The sequence below is a fragment of the Bacteroides sp. AM16-13 genome, from assembly GCF_003602705.1.
Taxonomy (GTDB): domain Bacteria; phylum Bacteroidota; class Bacteroidia; order Bacteroidales; family Bacteroidaceae; genus Bacteroides; species Bacteroides xylanisolvens.
Map to the genome: position 1 here is coordinate 153,630 of NZ_QTLK01000012.1, position 17,271 is coordinate 170,900.

At 40.5% G+C, this 17,271-nt stretch carries 17 protein-coding genes and 2 tRNA genes; 9 read left to right on the forward strand and 10 right to left on the reverse strand.

Going from position 1 to position 17,271, the window contains the following annotated elements:
• Nucleotides 1-93 precede the first annotated feature (93 nt).
• The 9 genes from DW173_RS11750 to prmC all read right to left on the reverse strand — a co-directional run bounded on the left by DW173_RS11750 (nt 94) and on the right by prmC (nt 6,128).
• On the reverse strand, nt 94-1,080 hold the full coding sequence (locus DW173_RS11750) for a FecR family protein (protein WP_008024490.1): 987 nt from the start codon (nt 1,078-1,080) through the stop codon (nt 94-96).
• A 57-nt stretch (nt 1,081-1,137) separates the two neighbouring features.
• Entirely contained in the window at nt 1,138-1,692 is a 555-nt protein-coding gene (locus DW173_RS11755; RefSeq protein WP_004310495.1) for an RNA polymerase sigma-70 factor, read from the reverse strand.
• A 280-nt stretch (nt 1,693-1,972) separates the two neighbouring features.
• A tRNA-Leu gene (locus DW173_RS11760) sits at nt 1,973-2,056 on the reverse strand.
• A 16-nt stretch (nt 2,057-2,072) separates the two neighbouring features.
• Nucleotides 2,073-2,145 (reverse strand) — tRNA-Gly (locus DW173_RS11765).
• A 93-nt stretch (nt 2,146-2,238) separates the two neighbouring features.
• Entirely contained in the window at nt 2,239-3,579 is a 1,341-nt protein-coding gene (gene argH / locus DW173_RS11770; RefSeq protein WP_008024486.1) for an argininosuccinate lyase, read from the reverse strand.
• A gap of 10 nt (nt 3,580-3,589) precedes the next feature.
• On the reverse strand, nt 3,590-4,000 hold the full coding sequence (locus DW173_RS11775; protein ID WP_008024483.1) for an SRPBCC family protein: 411 nt from the start codon (nt 3,998-4,000) through the stop codon (nt 3,590-3,592).
• 95 nt (nt 4,001-4,095) lie between these two features.
• A complete protein-coding gene (gene pyrE / locus DW173_RS11780; protein WP_004313008.1) occupies nt 4,096-4,734 on the reverse strand; it encodes an orotate phosphoribosyltransferase in 639 nt (212 codons plus the stop codon).
• Between the two features lie 78 nt (nt 4,735-4,812).
• On the reverse strand, nt 4,813-5,295 hold the full coding sequence (locus DW173_RS11785; RefSeq protein WP_004299786.1) for a regulatory protein RecX: 483 nt from the start codon (nt 5,293-5,295) through the stop codon (nt 4,813-4,815).
• Nucleotides 5,292-6,128 carry a peptide chain release factor N(5)-glutamine methyltransferase gene (gene prmC / locus DW173_RS11790; RefSeq protein ID WP_008024480.1) on the reverse strand — a complete coding sequence of 279 codons (837 nt, stop codon included), beginning with the start codon at nt 6,126-6,128 and terminating at the stop codon, nt 5,292-5,294. The genes DW173_RS11785 and prmC overlap by 4 nt, the downstream gene beginning before the upstream one ends.
• Nucleotides 6,129-6,164: 36 nt before the next feature.
• On the opposite strand from prmC, the gene ribD reads away from it, so the two are divergent.
• The 8 genes from ribD (at nt 6,165) to DW173_RS11830 (ending at nt 14,688) form a co-directional block, all read left to right on the forward strand.
• The gene (gene ribD, locus DW173_RS11795) at nt 6,165-7,220 is read left to right on the forward strand and encodes a bifunctional diaminohydroxyphosphoribosylaminopyrimidine deaminase/5-amino-6-(5-phosphoribosylamino)uracil reductase RibD (RefSeq protein ID WP_008645184.1); all 1,056 of its coding nucleotides are present in this window, start codon (nt 6,165-6,167) and stop codon (nt 7,218-7,220) included.
• Between the two features lie 142 nt (nt 7,221-7,362).
• Entirely contained in the window at nt 7,363-8,874 is a 1,512-nt protein-coding gene (locus tag DW173_RS11800) for a DUF6242 domain-containing protein (protein ID WP_120144487.1), read from the forward strand.
• A gap of 25 nt (nt 8,875-8,899) precedes the next feature.
• A complete protein-coding gene (locus DW173_RS11805; RefSeq protein WP_004313004.1) occupies nt 8,900-9,634 on the forward strand; it encodes an isoprenyl transferase in 735 nt (244 codons plus the stop codon).
• A gap of 30 nt (nt 9,635-9,664) precedes the next feature.
• The gene (gene bamA / locus DW173_RS11810; RefSeq protein ID WP_004313003.1) at nt 9,665-12,319 is read left to right on the forward strand and encodes an outer membrane protein assembly factor BamA; all 2,655 of its coding nucleotides are present in this window, start codon (nt 9,665-9,667) and stop codon (nt 12,317-12,319) included.
• Between the two features lie 23 nt (nt 12,320-12,342).
• The gene (locus tag DW173_RS11815) at nt 12,343-12,858 is read left to right on the forward strand and encodes an OmpH family outer membrane protein (protein ID WP_008776422.1); all 516 of its coding nucleotides are present in this window, start codon (nt 12,343-12,345) and stop codon (nt 12,856-12,858) included.
• Nucleotides 12,859-12,914: 56 nt separating this feature from the next.
• Nucleotides 12,915-13,430, forward strand: coding sequence for an OmpH family outer membrane protein (locus DW173_RS11820; protein WP_004310501.1), 516 nt, complete (start codon nt 12,915-12,917; stop codon nt 13,428-13,430).
• A gap of 108 nt (nt 13,431-13,538) precedes the next feature.
• Complete coding sequence (gene murI / locus DW173_RS11825) at nt 13,539-14,381, forward strand: glutamate racemase (protein ID WP_120144488.1); 843 nt, start codon at nt 13,539-13,541, stop codon at nt 14,379-14,381.
• Nucleotides 14,382-14,454: 73 nt separating this feature from the next.
• Nucleotides 14,455-14,688 carry a DUF2007-related protein gene (locus DW173_RS11830; RefSeq protein WP_004313000.1) on the forward strand — a complete coding sequence of 78 codons (234 nt, stop codon included), beginning with the start codon at nt 14,455-14,457 and terminating at the stop codon, nt 14,686-14,688.
• On the opposite strand, the gene DW173_RS11835 is transcribed toward DW173_RS11830, so the two are convergent.
• Entirely contained in the window at nt 14,657-15,805 is a 1,149-nt protein-coding gene (locus tag DW173_RS11835) for a pyridoxal phosphate-dependent aminotransferase (protein WP_120144489.1), read from the reverse strand. The two genes, DW173_RS11830 and DW173_RS11835, sit on opposite strands and share 32 nt — an antisense overlap.
• Nucleotides 15,806-15,910: 105 nt before the next feature.
• On the opposite strand from DW173_RS11835, the gene proB reads away from it, so the two are divergent.
• Complete coding sequence (gene proB / locus DW173_RS11840; protein ID WP_008024470.1) at nt 15,911-16,993, forward strand: glutamate 5-kinase; 1,083 nt, start codon at nt 15,911-15,913, stop codon at nt 16,991-16,993.
• Nucleotides 16,994-17,271: the final 278 nt, after the last annotated feature.

Genomic DNA, 17,271 nt, shown 5'->3' on the forward strand with positions numbered 1-17,271 from the left:
AAAAGAGATTGATTTCATATCCGGGAGGAACGGCCATTCCTTCCGGGTATTTTTTTGCATTACGTATTAAATTTAAAAGGTTCTACAATATATTTATTCTTTACTAGTTACATAGCACTTATTTCCCTTGATAACATAGTTTACATTTCCTACAACTTGCGATATAATCTTCATAACTTCCTCCAGATTCGCCTGTTTGGAGAAGCGGAAACTATATGTATTCTTTTTCAAGCTATGAAGGCTATATACAAAAGCATAAGGAAATTTGCGTTCAAGACTTGTAAAAATATCCTCCAGATACATATTACTAAAAACCAATTCCCCACGTTGCCATGCCGTCACATCATCTATCTCAGGCATCCGCAGATTGTGCGCTTTCGTATGTTTGTCATATACCAACTGTTCATTAGGCTTTAAAATAATATTGGACAGCAAGTTATTGAATTCAACTTTCACACTACCTTCCAGCAAAGTAGCCATCAGTTCGCTATTTTCCGGATAAGCATTTACATTAAATTCAGTACCTAAAGCAGTAACTTGATAATCATTGGCCTTTACAATGAAAGGATGCTTCTTATCCGGTTTCACTTTAAAGTTGGCCTCACCAATCAAATATACGCTTCTAGTCTCTCCTGTAAATTTTTCCGGATATAGTAGTATACTCTTCGAATTCAGCATGACATATGTACCATCCGGTAATGTAAGTTCACGAATTTCCGCTGTCGGTATATAGCATTCAACTAAATCTTTTTCCGGCCGTTCCTTTTCCAACATCAAATAAATAGAAACGGATGAGACTGCTAACAAGAAAATAGCTGCAGCTCTCCATATAAGCAACTGGTAATTTCTACGTGAAGTGATAGACTGCATTCCCAGATTCTGCCGCATTCGTTGTATTGATTGTTGCATGCCATCAGGCACTTTCTGCTCTCCGGCTTGTTTCCATAGCTCACGAAGAGCCTCATTCTTTTCATCAACATGATCCTCGTCAGCCAACCACTGTTGTACTTTCTTCTGTGTTCCGGCTGAATAACTATTATGACCGAACAATTCTACGAGTTGTTGAATATAATTTTTCATGAATCTTTTTCTTTCTTTTTTGGGCTTTATACACTAAATACAACTACTACATACATACTACTTAAAAATATTAGAGAAAAAAATAAAAAAGAGGAGTACTTTCTTTAATTCGATCAATGCTAAATAAACCTGATGCTCTATTGTTCGGATAGAAACATCGAGTTTATCAGCTATTTCTTTATGACTTAATCCCCTGAAACGACTAAGTTCGAATATCAACCTCCGACGCTTCGGCATTTTCTCCAGGGTGAGTTGAATAATCATCAACATCTCCTTATAATATACGTTATTCAAGATCTCTTCCTTTTCTGTTAATTCATAAAGAAGAGTCTTCTCTATAACTTCCGACTGATATTCCTGTTCTACCTGTTGATGTTTAAAGATATTCAGAACTATATTTCTAGTCATTATAAAAATATAATTGTCTAGTTCTTTATCATTATCCAGCCACAACTCAGGCTGCAACCAGAGCTTACAGAAAACATCTTGAGCCACATCTTCTGCATCCGCTTCCGATTTTAGCAGCATTTGAGCAAAGTTCTTTACCTTTGGAAAATTTACAGTGAAAAACCTCTGAAACTTTAATTCAATCTGCCTGTCATTATTCTCCATCTCTCTAGTATTTTTCAGTGTTAGCGGTTAAATCAAATATTACATATATTTAGGTCTAAGGAATGATTCAATATAATATTATACATTAAATCATAATCTAAAAGCAAAATAAAAGATTAATAACACAATAAAAAAATATTATAACTCTTTTTTGGTTTATTTCTTCCAAGCAGCTATCATATAGAGCTTTCCAGAAAATAAATAAAATGTATATTATACACCCATAAAAATAAAAGGCTTCATGAATCAATGATTCATGAAGCCTTATAAAGAATACTCGTACTCGAAGCGGGACTTGAACCCGCACAGCCGCAATGGCCAAAGGATTTTAAGTCCTTCGTGTCTACCATTCCACCATTCGAGCATCCTTTCAAAGAAAGAGCGGAAAACGAGACTCGAACTCGCGACCCTAACCTTGGCAAGGTTATGCTCTACCAACTGAGCTATTTCCGCGTTTTTTCAACGGGTGCAAAGATAAGTAGTTTACTTGTTTCTGCCAAATCTTTTCGGAGGAAAGTTTAAAAAACTATCCTCCGAAAGTTTATTTTATCTTCCAAGCAGTGCTTTCTCCGCTTTCTCCATTCCGCAAAAGTTGAATCCATCGATCACTTGCTGCATCAATGCGGAGATTTCTGCATTACAGAGGTTACCAATACTACCTTCATGAGTATGGTGTACTTCTTTAGTATGCGAGAATTTACCTGCTTCAATATCCAAACCTACCTTTTTATATGCATCACGGAAAGGCATACCTTCACGTGCCAAACGATTTACCTCTTCCACACTAAAAATAAGAAGGTATTTGTCATCATCAAGAATATGTTCATTTACCTTTATTTCATTCATGATATAGGTTGTCATCTGCAAACAGTCTTTCAATTCCTGAAAACCAGGAAGGAAAACTTCTTTGATAATCTGCAAATCACGGAAATAGCCGGAAGGCAGATTGTTCGCAATCATCATAATCTGTTGGGGAAGCGATTGCAATTTATTGCATTTAGCACGTGTCAGTTCAAACACATCAGGATTCTTCTTATGAGGCATAATGCTGGATCCTGTGGTGCAGTCATCGGGCAACTTGACGAAACCGAAGTTTTGACTGTTAAACATACAGGCGTCAAAAGCTAATTTGGAGATTGTTCCGGCAATCGTAGCCAATGCAAAAGCAACATTGCGTTCCATCTTTCCACGCCCCATTTGAGCATATACAACATTGTAATTCATTGAATCAAAACCTAATAAGTCAGTCGTCATGGTACGGTTCAGAGGAAAAGACGAACCATATCCGGCTGCTGAACCTAACGGATTACGATTGCACATTTTAAATGCTGCCTGCAAAAACAGCATATCGTCCATAAGACTCTCGGCATAGGCACCAAACCACAAGCCAAAAGAAGAAGGCATTGCAATCTGCAAGTGTGTATATCCCGGCATCAAAACGTTTTTATATCGTTCGCTCTGACGGATCAAGACATGAAATAGTTGTTCCACCGCTTCGGCAACCTCTTTTATTTGCGTACGGGTAAAAAGTTTCAAGTCCAAGAGAACCTGATCATTTCTGGAACGGCCACTATGTATTTTCTTTCCGATATCACCCAAACGACGGGTCAACATCAATTCTACCTGCGAATGTACATCTTCTACCCCGTCTTCTATCACAAATTCACCTTTTTCGGCCGAGGCATAAATACTCTTCAATTCCACCAGCAACTGGTCCAGTTCTTCTTTCGTCAACAACCCAATGCTTTCAAGCATCGTAATATGAGCCATAGAACCAAGCACATCATGCTTGGCTAAATAAAGATCCATCTCACGATCACGACCTACCGTGAAACGTTCGATATCCTTATTTACCTGTACGGACTTCTCCCAAAGTTTCTGTGCCATAAAAAAAAGTTTAATATTCAATAACTGCCAGCATATCAACCATCTTCTCCAAACCTTCCTGGAGAGGTTTCTGCACCATTGCTTTCATAAATGGATTAAGATCCATTCCGATAGTAACCTTCACTTTACACTCTTCTTCTGCAGTTTCAACCAGTTGAATCCACATATTAAAAGGAAGAGGAGAGTTAGTTGTCGCCAACTTTATGCATTTACAAGGATCGCGCTCTACAATTTGCAAAGTCAATTGTCCAATAGGGGAAACACTAAAACTCAACGTGTCCGAATCAAAACTCAAATCCTGCACCTTATCTTTTGGCAAACGGTCTTTGACTGCTTCCAGATTACTTAAATCCGAAAGTTTATTATATACGCGCTCCTGGCTGTAAGGTATTACCTTGACACTACTCTCAAAATTACTCATAAACTTCTATTAGTATAAAACAAAAAAAGAACAATCCGGCCAAATATTGTCCGAACAGTTCTTTTTACCAAATATGTTTGATCAAAAAATGAATCTTATTTTCCAGCATCCCAATGAGCAGGGTCTTTACGCCATTCGTTCAATGTCTGTATGTCTTCTTTTTCAATATAACCTGTACGAAGAGCAACATCAAGCACTGCTTCATAATTGGTCAACGTTACCAAAGTCACCTTCGCATTTTTGAATGCCTCTTCTGCTACCGGGAATCCATACGTATAAGCTGCAACCATACCGATCACTTCGCAACCATCGCGACGAATTGCTTCAACAGCCTTCAAACTACTACCACCTGTAGAAATCAAATCCTCGACGACTACGACTTTCATACCCGGACGAAGTTCACCTTCAATCAGGTTCTCCAATCCATGATCTTTGGGGGTAGAACGAACATACACGAACGGCAGATTCAATGCATCAGCCACTAAAGCTCCCTGCGGGATAGCACCTGTAGCCACACCAGCAATCGCATCCACCTGTCCGAATCGTTCCAATATCAGACGTGTAATTTCAATCTTCACAAAATTACGAAGAGAAGGATAGGACAGAGTTTTACGGTTGTCACAGTAAAAGGGGGATTTCCATCCAGAAGCCCATGTAAAAGGGTTAGCGGGTTGAAGTTTAATAGCTTTAATCTTCAACAGTTTCTCCGCAAATAGTCTCTCTAAGTTTTTCATAACTAAACTAACTATTAATTATTTGCCGCAAAAGTACAGAAATTGAACGAGAATAAAAAGAAGAATCCGTTTATTTTTTCAGTCAATTTGTTCCTCTTCATCGGGAATGTCGATACAACGCTTAATATCTTTCAGTTCAAAACCACGACTCATAGCGAATCGCATCAGCTTTCCATTCAATTCATAATCGTCTGCTGCATGGATACTTTTCCGTTTGGAAGCCAGCAGGTCACGCAGAATAGAAAGGTATTCTTCTTCATCAATTTCGTTCAGATAACGCCATGCCACATCAGATGGGATCTTCTTCATATAAAGCCCTTGGGCTATTTTCATTTTCCCCCACTTGGCAAAGCGGAACTTGTCATTCACAAAAGCTCTGCAGAAACGTTCATCATCGATAAACTTCTCTGATTCCAGTCGGTCAAGAATACGCGCAATGGTATCATAGGCAATTCCCCAACGTTGTAACTTCTCATTTATTTCTGCCCGGCAATGCTCGGCAGTGGAGCAGTAAGAGGCTACGCGATTCAAAGCCTCTTCATCAGTTAATTGTGCACTCATCGGTTAGCTGTAACTATTCTATCTTTTCCAAATATGTCTTTTATAACACGAACATCACGATATTGGTTCATTTCAAGTATGTGTGCTGTTTCCCGGCCATAGGCCTGGTTGATTTCAAAATAAAGTTTCCCACCCGGCAAGAGTAATTCACTTCCCAGACGGGCGATACGATTATAAAACCGTAAAGGGTCCTCGTCAGGAACAAACAGGGCCAGCCCCGGTTCCCAATCAAGGACATTAGCGTCCATTTCGTTCTTTTCCGTTTCGGTCACATAAGGCGGATTGCTGACAATAACATCGAAAGACGGTATCTTTTCCCAGTCATCGGCCAGAACATCTCTTTGTAGAAATCTCACCCGAGCTTCCAAGGCGTCATTGTTTTTACGAGCAATAGCCAATGCTTCTTCCGAAATATCCCAAGCTTCTACTTCTGCATCCGGAAGTTTTTTATCCAAAGAGATTGCAATGCATCCGCTTCCCGTACCTATATCTAATAGACGACGAGCATTCGAATTCTCCTCTACTATTAGTTCTACAAGCTCCGCAGTCTCCGGCCGGGGAATCAGCACGCCGGAAGCAACCTTAAAATTCCTTCCACAAAACTCCGCAACACCACGAATGTACTGTATAGGTTCATTTTTCTGTAAACGGAATATAATGTTTTCTAATTCACGCTGTTTGCATTCGGATAAAATTATATCTTTGCCCATGTAAATATCGAGCGCATCTAAACCTAACATGTCGCAACAAATCAGCATCGAAAGGGCTTTTACCTCCTCCGGTGGATAGATTTCCTGCAAAGATTGGCGAATGTAAGCGGTGATACGATTCATATTTTCACAATTTCGGAGTGCAAAAGTAAGAATAATATGGCGAAGAGCACCAAAATGGAAGAAGAAAAATACATGAGACGTTGCATTGAGCTTGCAAAGAATGGGTTATGCAACGTATCTCCAAACCCGATGGTAGGGGCCGTTATCGTATGTGACGGGCGAATTATCGGCGAAGGTTACCACATTCGCTGTGGAGAGGCGCATGCGGAGGTTAATGCGATCCGTTCTGTCAAAGATGAGTCATTGTTGAAACGTTCTACGATTTATGTCAGTCTGGAGCCTTGTTCCCACTATGGGAAAACGCCTCCTTGTGCCGATCTTATTATAGAGAAGCAGATACCACGCATTGTTATCGGTTGCCAAGACCCTTTTTCAGAAGTGGCCGGACGGGGAATTCAGAAATTACGGGATGCCGGACGAGAAGTGACAGTCGGTGTATTAGAGGAAGAATGTAAATCGCTGATTCGCCGTTTTATCACTTTTAATACGCTTCACCGTCCTTTCATTACACTGAAATGGGCAGAATCAGCCGACCACTTTATTGATATAGAACGTACAGACGGAAAACCGGTAGTCCTCTCCTCTCCTCTTACTTCCATGCTAGTGCATAAAAAAAGAGCGGAGGCGGATGCGATTATGGTAGGCAGGCGAACTGCTTTATTGGATAATCCGTCACTTACGGTACGCAACTGGTATGGGCACAACCCGATACGCGTTGTGTTAGATCGCACGCTATCCCTACCTAATGATTCACAAATATTCGATGGCAACGTGCCTACATTAATCTTTACCGAAAAGCAACAGCCAGAAAAAAAGAACATCACATATATCACCATCAACTTTAACCATAACCCATTGAAACAGATCATGGAAGCATTGTATCAACGAAAAATACAATCATTATTGGTGGAAGGAGGCAGACAATTGCTGCAATCATTCATTGATAATGAGCTATGGGATGAAGCCTATATCGAAAAGTGCCCCGGCCGATTACACTCCGGTGTTAAAGCACCTCAAATGGACGATAATTTTAGTTATTCGATAGAAGAACACTTCGAAAGACAAATTTGGCATTATGTTCGTCGATTATAGCTAAGATAGTTCTATTCAGGGGGTTTTACGTCGATAAAAACAGTGTTATTATCTATAATTTTATATAAAACTTACCTGTAATGTTCATTATCGGAAAAAATGTTTCTATTTTTGCAACTTGTAAATAAACACAATCTTTCAAATGAAAATAAAGTTTTTATCATTCATTGCGAGTTTTTTCATGGTGTCATTTGTTATAACGTCATGTCTTGATGACGATAATAACATCGAATATAGCCCGGATGCAACCATACATGCGTTTGCACTTGACACTGCAGGCCTTGGGAGTTATAAATTCACTATTGACCAATTATCACGTGAAATCTATAACGAAGACTCTCTTCCTGTTCATGCCGATACCATCATTGACAAGATTTTAATCAAAACATTAACAACGGCATCAGGTGTCGTTACGATGAAGGACAAAAGCGGAAACGATTCCGTTTTAAACATCAATGATTCGATCGATCTTCGGAAAGAACTTATTATAAAAGTATGGTCAACAGAAGCATTAGCGGGTATATCTCCTAATCAAACTAAGGAATACAAGATCAAAGTAAATGTGCATGACTATGATCCGGATTCGTTGAGATGGAAGTATATGGATAAAATTAATAACCAAATTCAAATTACAGGAGAACAAAAATCTATTATTTTTGGAAGTGAAGTTCTCACATACTCTGTAGTTAATAGCGAGTTATATGTATATAAGAATTCTTTAACTAACTTCGGCAATGGGGCTCCACAAGCAACGGTAGGATTACCGGAAGGTAAACTTCCGACTTCTATCATAACCTTCAAATTCAACGACAGAAACAACGCCATGTTATATGCCACCTCCGATAATTATAAAGTGTATGAATCTGAAGATGGAATAAATTGGGAAATCTCTGAAAAGTTCGGGGATAAAGTGGAGTTACTTGTAGCCACACTAACAAATAAAGATATCAGCAGAATTTGTTATATAAAGAAAGGAGCAGATGACCAACGCTATTTCTATTATCAAACAAATGATAAACAACAAGAGACTATTGAAACTTATGAAGGAGGAAAAGTACCAGAAACGTTTCCGACTAAAAACATATCCTACACAATACATACGACTGCAACAAATATTAATTCAGTCCTTCTAGTAGGAGATACAGAAACTGCGACTTTGGCTGATGACAGTAAATTAGAAACGACCATTGTATGGGCATATGACGGAAACAAATGGGTTGAGTTCTCAACTACTTCCTCTGTTGCATACTGCCCTAAATACACTCAACCATCTATTATATATTATAATGACTTAGTATACATATTTGGTCAAGACTTCAGTTCTATTTATGTTTCCAATCAAGGATTATTCTGGAAAAAGGCGAATCCTAAGTTCTCTTTCCCCCATAGAGATTGGAGCAAAGGAGGAACTCCAGATCCCGATGTAGATCCTGAATTCAGAGGCAAAACCAACTATTCAATGGTACTAGATCCTGACACTCAAAATCTATGGATTATCTTTAGTAAAGGAAGTGCAAGTTTTGAAGAAGAGGTAGAGAAAGAAGAAAGTACAAAGGCAACCACAACTGAACCACGCACATATGAGCATGATTCAGAGGTATGGCGTGGTCGTCTTAATCAGCTATGGTTTGATTTGGCAAATGCCAAGAAATAAAAACGTATACGTTTAAAATAAAAAGATGTCCTATATAGAACAAATAGACAAAACTCGGATACCACAACACGTAGCCATCATTATGGATGGAAACGGACGATGGGCAAAACAACGAGGGGAAGAACGTACTTACGGTCACCGTGCTGGCGCAGAAACGGTACAGAATATTACTGAAGATGCTGCCAGACTGGGGATTAAGTACCTGACACTTTATACCTTCTCAACCGAGAACTGGAATCGGCCGCAAGACGAGATAGCGGCTTTGATGAATCTATTGCTAGAATCTATTGAAGAAGAGACACTGATGAAGAACAATATTCGCTTCAACGTAATCGGTGATTTCAAGAAGTTACCGGTTGAAGTTCAGAAAAGTTTGACGTCATGTATAGAACGCACATCCAAGAATAGTGGAATGTATATGGTACTAGCTCTTAGTTACTCATCCCGTTGGGAAATAACAGAAGCGGTACGGCAAATAGCAACGCAGGTAAAAACGGGAGAAATATCTCCCGAGCAAATAACCGATGAGTGTATCTCATCTCATCTGGATACTAATTTTATGCCCGATCCGGATTTACTGATCCGAACGGGAGGAGAAATCCGGCTAAGCAATTACCTTCTATGGCAATGTGCTTATTCGGAGCTTTATTTTTGTGATACCTTCTGGCCGGACTTCGACAAAGAAGAACTCTACAAAGCCATTTGGGAATACCAACAAAGGGAACGCCGATTCGGCAAAACCAGTGAACAGATCAGCTAATATAACTCGAAACATCAAATTATAACATAAATGCATTATCGTATTTCCTTTATATTCATAACGTTTGTCTGCCTGTGCTGCTTTGCGACAACAGGCGTTGCGCAAAATGCTAATACTGATGAAGACTCAAAACCTGTCATCTTATACTCCGGAACACCCAAAAAGTATGAGATAGCAGATATTAAAGTTGAAGGCGTAAAGAATTATGAAGACTATGTATTGATTGGACTATCCGGACTATCGGTAGGACAAACAATTACTGTGCCGGGTGACGAAATCACTGGAGCAATCAAACGTTATTGGCGTCATGGTTTGTTCTCAAATGTACAAATCACAGCCGAGAAAATAGAAGGCAACAAAATCTGGTTAAAAATCAGTCTGACACAACGCCCACGTATCGCAGATGTACGCTACCACGGTGTGAAAAAGTCAGAACGTACCGACCTTGAGGCCAAGCTAGGAATGGTAAAAGGTATGCAGATTACTCCGAATACCGTAGACCGTGCCAAAACATTGATCAAACGTTATTTTGATGACAAGGGATTCAAAAATGCCGAAGTAATCATCGCACAGAAAGACGATCCTTCCAGCGAGAATCAGGTGATTGTGGATATTGATATAGACAAAAAGGAGAAAATCAAAGTACACAAAATCACCATTGCAGGAAACACTGCAATCAAGGCTTCCAAGCTGAAAAAAGTAATGAAGAAAACCAATGAGAAAGGTAAACTTCTAAACTTGTTCCGCACCAAGAAATTCGTGCCGGAAAACTTTGAAGCAGATAAACAACTTATCATCGACAAGTATAATGAGCTGGGATATCGTGATGCAATGATCGTTAAAGACAGCGTTTCACAATATGATGAAAAGACAGTAGATGTATATTTGGATATAGACGAAGGTCAGAAATACTATCTTCGTAACGTGACATGGGTAGGTAATACTCTTTATCCGTCGGAACAGTTGAACTTCCTGCTTCGTATGAAGAAAGGCGATGTATACAACCAGAAGTTGTTGAATGAGCGTGTTTCTACAGACGACGATGCTATCGGTAACTTATATTACAATAACGGTTACCTCTTCTACAACCTTGATCCGGTAGAAGTAAATATCGTAGGCGACTCTATCGACCTCGAAATGAGAATCTATGAAGGCCGTCAGGCTACTATCAATAAGATTAAGATCAGTGGTAACGACCGTTTGTATGAAAACGTCGTTCGCCGTGAACTTCGTATCCGCCCGGGACAGCTGTTCAGCAAAGAAGACTTGATGCGTTCTTTGCGTGAAATCCAGCAAATGGGCCACTTTGACCCGGAAAAACTGCAACCGGATATTCAACCGGATCCGATGAACGGAACTGTTGACATAGGCTTGCCTTTGACTTCCAAAGCCAACGACCAGGTAGAGTTCTCTGCCGGTTGGGGACAAACGGGTATCATTGGTAAGTTGAGTTTGAAGTTTACCAACTTCTCCGTAGCCAACCTGTTACACCCGGGTGAAAACTACCGTGGTATCCTGCCGCAAGGTGACGGACAGACATTGACCATCAGCGGACAGACGAATGCTAAATACTACCAATCATACAGTATTTCATTCTTCGATCCATGGTTTGGCGGTAAACGTCCGAACTCATTCTCTGTATCGGCTTTCTTCTCTGTACAGACAGACATCAGTAGCCGTTACTACAATTCCAGCTATTTCAACAACTACTACAACAGCATGTATAGTGGTTACGGTGGTTATGGTATGTACAATTACGGTAACTATAACAACTACGAAAACTATTATGACCCGGACAAGTCTATCAAGATGTGGGGACTTTCCGTAGGTTGGGGTAAACGTCTGAAATGGCCGGATGACTATTTCACTCTTTCTGCAGAATTAGCTTACCAACGCTACAACTTAAGCGACTGGCAATACTTCCCGGTAACCAACGGTAAATGTAATGACCTTAGCATTTCATTGACTTTGGCACGTAACTCTATTGACAACCCGATCTTCCCCCGTTCAGGTTCAGATTTTTCATTGTCAGTTCAGCTTACACCGCCTTACTCATTGATGGACGGTAAAGACTATAAGGGATATTATAGTAACCCTGAAACAGGTAGCATTACCCAGGACAACATGAATAAACTTCATAAATGGATAGAATACCACAAATGGAAATTCAAAGGCAAAACGTATACTCCGTTGATGGACCCGATTGCACATCCGAAATGTCTGGTGTTAATGACACGTACTGAATTCGGTTTGTTAGGTCACTACAACCAATACAAGAAATCTCCGTTCGGAACATTCGACGTGGGTGGTGACGGTATGACCGGTTATTCAACTTATGCAACTGAAAGTATCGCTTTGCGCGGTTACGAAAACAGCTCATTAACTCCATACGGATCTGAAGGTTATGCTTACGCACGCCTCGGCATTGAATTAAGATATCCGTTGATGCTGGAAACAAGTACTAACATTTATGTGTTAGGTTTCCTAGAAGCTGGTAACGCATGGCACGATATCAAGAAATTCAATCCATTCGAGTTGAAACGTTCTGCCGGTGTCGGTGTTCGTATCTTCCTGCCGATGATTGGTATGATGGGTATTGACTGGGGTTACGGTTTCGATAAAGTATTTGGTTCTAAACAATACGGAGGAAGTCAATTCCACTTTATCTTAGGACAAGAATTCTAATGTATCATCAAAAACTAAACGTTATGAGAAAGTCTGTTCTATTAATCATGATGCTGTTTGCTGTCAGCATGGCGGCAAATGCACAGAAGTTTGCACTGATCGATACGGAATATATCATGAAGAATATTCCGGCAGCTCAAAGCGCTAATGAGCAAATGCAAGAAGCTACGAAGAAATACCAGAGCGAAGTAGAAGCCCTGGCAAAAGAAGCACAGAAGATGTTCCAGGATTACCAGGCAAAATCTTCCACTCTTTCTGCCGCACAAAAGACAAAGACAGAAGATGCAATCGTAGCTAAAGAAAAAGCGGCAGCCGAGTTGAAGCGTAACTACTTCGGTCCGGAAGGCGAATTAGCCAAGATGAGAGATAAGTTGATTACTCCGATTCAGGACGATATTTATGAAGCCGTGAAAGCTATATCACAGCAACATGGATATGATTTGATTATCGACAGAGCCTCTGCTACAGGTATAATATTTGCAAATCCACGCATAGATATTAGTGATGAAATCCTAAGAAAATTAGGATATTCAAATTAATTTCATACATTTGCAGCTGGAAATAACTAAAAATCATTCAAATAAATTATAGAACTATGCTAAAAAAAATTGCACTTGTAATGTTGCTTGCACTCCCAATGGGTGTATTTGCACAGAACCTGAAATTCGGCCACATTAATGCACAGGAAATCATCACTGTGATGCCCGAATTCACCAAAGCTCAAAATGACATTCAGACTTTAGAAAAACAACTTACTGCTGAACTTCAGAGAACGCAGGAAGAATTCAACAAGAAATATCAGGAATTCCAACAAGCTATCGCTAAGGATTCTCTTCCTCCCAACATCGCTGAAAGAAGACAAAAAGAATTGCAAGATATGATGCAAAGACAAGAGCAATTCCAACAAGATGCTCAACAGCAAATGGCGAAAGCACAAAATGATGCCATGGCTCCTATCTATCAGAAGTTGGACAATGCTATCAAAGCCGTAGGCGCTGCTGAAGGGGTAATCTACATCTTCGACCTGGCAAGAACTTCGATTCCATACGTAAACGAATCACAGAGCATCAACTTGACTAGCAAGGTAAAAGCAAATCTTGGTATCAAATAGGAACTGAGCAAGAATAAAGAAATACCAAAAGGGAAAGAGAAAGAAGTTGATCCTTCTTTCTCTTTCCCTTTTTTTGGCGTACATTTGCGTATATAAATCAAGTGTGTCATGAAGCAACATCTATCCAATACGCCCGGACCGATCGGAGTATTTGACTCCGGTTACGGAGGTCTGACCATCTTAGACAAAATAAGAGAAGTATTACCGGAATATGATTATATCTATTTGGGAGATAATGCACGTGCTCCTTACGGAACACGTTCTTTTGAGGTCGTATACGAATTTACCCGGCAAGCAGTCAACAAACTATTTGATATGGGCTGCCACCTGGTTATATTAGCTTGCAATACAGCTTCCGCAAAAGCTTTGCGCAGTATTCAGATGAATGATTTACCAGGCATCGATCCGGCTCGCCGTGTGCTCGGAGTCATCCGCCCTACCGTAGAGTGTGTCGGAGAGATAAGCAAAAACCAGCATATCGGTGTACTGGCAACAGCAGGCACCATCAAATCCGAATCGTATCCGTTGGAAATACACAAGTTGTTTCCTGAAATCCAGGTCAGCGGCACAGCCTGTCCGATGTGGGTATCACTAGTTGAAAACAATGAATCACAGGACGAAGGAGCAGACTATTTTATCCGGAAGTACATCAACCAATTGCTATCGAAGGATCCTCAAATAGATACTGTCATTCTCGGATGTACTCATTTCCCCATACTTCTACCCAAAATCCGGCAATATATTCCAGAGCATGTCAGTGTAATTGCGCAAGGCGAGTATGTTGCGGAAAGTCTGAAAGACTATCTGAAAAGACATCCCGAGATGGATGCAAAATGCACGAAGAATGGGAACTGTCAGTTTTACACGACCGAAGCGGAAGAAAAGTTTTCAGAATCGGCCTCTACTTTCCTGAAACAGCAGATTAGTGTAAAACACATCACGCTCGAATAAAATTTAAGAAAAAAAGTAACCGTTTCTCTCTCTTTTTTGTTATATTTGTAGATAACCCCTAATAAGCAAGATCATGAAAGAAGAAGATTATAGCAAAGCAATAGAAGTATTCTCCGGATCCCCATGGGAAGCCGAGATCATCAAAGGGCTATTAGAAAGCAATGACATCCGTTGCGTAATCAAAGATGGGATTATGGGTACACTGGCACCCTATATCGCTCCTTCCGTATCCGTTCTTGTCACCGAGGATCAATACGAAGCGGCCACTGCACTTATCAGGAGCCGGGCCGAGAAAGATAACGACTGATACGGTCGAGTCCTTCACGGATATTCTCCAATGAGTTTGCATAGGAGAAACGTACATATCCTTCGCCTCCCGTACCAAAATCTACCCCGGGAGTAATACCGACGTGTGCATGTTCGAGTACATCGAATGCAAAACGATAAGAGTCGGTAGTAAATTTGTGTGCGTCAGCAAAAATATAAAATGCCCCTTGAGGTTCTACTTTTATTTCAAAACCCATTTCCCGGAGACGGGCAATCATATACCGGCGACGCTCATCATAAACCAGCTTCATCCGTTCCACGTCCGGTTCAGCCTGCCGCAATGCGGCAATCCCTGCCTGCTGGGCAACACTGGACGCACAGATAAACAGATTTTGCTGTAACTTCTGCAAAGATCGCATACAAGATTTAGGTGCGATCAAATAACCCAACCGAAGCCCCGTCATCGCAAAGCGTTTAGAGAATCCGTTCAGGACAAAAGCCTGATCGGTATATTCAAGGATGCTGTGCGCACGCCCTTCATACACAAGGCCGTGATAAATTTCATCTGAAATGACAGGAACTCCCAACGCTGCCACTTCTTTCAGGAACTTTTCATCCAACAACATTCCGGTCGGATTCATCGGAGAATTGATAAAGATAGCCGCAGTATGCGGATTCACACACTTACGGATAGCCTCTATATCGTATTGCAGATATTCTTTAGACAAAGGAACCAAAACAGGTTTGGCTTGCGTTGCCAACACAAAATTGCGATAGCAAGCGTACCCCGGATTGGAAAGAATCACTTCACTATCCGGATTGCAGAGCAACATCAATGCAAGAAGAATAGAAGTAGAAGACCCGGAAGTCACGACAATACAATCCGGATCTACCGTTACCCCATATTCGCGCAGATAAAAAGCGGCAATTTCCCGTCGCAGTTCCGGATCACCCAAAGAATGTGTATAATGAGTCAGATGACGATCATAAGCCGCTTTTGCCGCTTCCGCCACACAGGCCGGCACATCAAAATCGGGTTCGCCAACTTCCAGATGAATAATATCAATGCCTTGTTTTTGCAATTCGTTCGCCCTCTCCAACACATCCATTACGATGAAAGAGGTCATCTGTTCTACTTGTGGGTTTGTATGTTTCATTGTTTTTCTTTTCTCTATCTGACTGCAAAGATAATTCTTTTTAGCCTGTTTTGGTAACATATCGGCAAAAAGCTCTATATTTGTGCTTTCAAATCGTTAGTAAGAATGAAACAGGAATTTACACGAATCGCAGTAAAAGTAGGAAGCAATGTATTGACACGCCGCGACGGAACGCTGGACGTTACCCGTATGTCGGCACTTGTTGACCAGATAGCGGAATTACATAAATCCGGGGTGGAAATCATTCTGATTTCTTCGGGAGCTGTTGCTTCCGGGCGCAGTGAAGTGCATCCACAGAAAAAGCTCGATAGTGTAGACCAACGCCAGTTGTTTTCTGCCGTAGGTCAGGCTAAGCTCATCAACCGTTACTACGAACTTTTCCGCGAGCATAGTATTCCTGTTGGTCAGGTGTTAACCACGAAAGAAAGTTTTGGTACCCGCCGCCATTATCTGAATCAGAAAAACTGTATGACGGTAATGCTTGAAAACAATGTCATTCCTATTGTCAACGAGAATGATACAATTTCTGTCAGCGAGCTTATGTTCACTGATAATGATGAATTGTCCGGGCTCATCGCTTCCATGATGGATGCACAGGCTCTCATTATCTTAAGTAATATCGACGGAATTTACAATGGTTCTCCTGCTGATCCGGGTTCTTCTGTTATCCGGGAGATCGATCACGGAAAAGATTTATCCAATTATATTCAGGCAACGAAGTCCAGTTTCGGACGGGGAGGAATGTTGACGAAAACAAATATTGCCCGCAAAGTAGCTGATGAAGGAATTACAGTGATTATTGCCAACGGGAAACGGGATAATATTCTGGTAGATTTGCTTCAGCATCCGAAAGAAACGCTTTGTACACGTTTTATCCCTTCAAACGAACCGGTATCCAGTGTAAAAAAATGGATTGCTCATAGCGAGGGGTTTGCTAAAGGAGAAATTCACATCAACGAATGTGCGACAGAAGTTCTAAACTCTGAAAAGGCTGTCAGCATCCTCCCCATCGGAATTACTCACGTTGAAGGTGAATTTGAAAAAGATGACATTGTGCGTATCATGGACTTTCAAGGAAATCAAGTGGGCGTTGGAAAGGTGAACTGCGATTCCAAACAGGTGCAAGAAGCAATCGGTAAGCATGGAAAGAAACCGGTAGTACATTATGACTATCTATACATTGAATAATTAATAATAAGAATTTCTGTTTTATCCGATTTTAGACTAAAATTAGCTTGTTTCTGAAACAGCAATGAACTGTTTCAGCCTATTCTAACAAGGGTATATTCTCACTGCAATGAGAAAAAGTTCTCATTATAATGAGTATTTCTTCTCATACCTATGAGTATTTTTTCTCATAGGGATAAGTATACTTGAGAATGTTTACGGAAGTTTTTTTGAATTATAATTGTATGAGTTTACCTCATTTCTATACCGAAATGAATTTTCAACTAATCAGAAAAAGA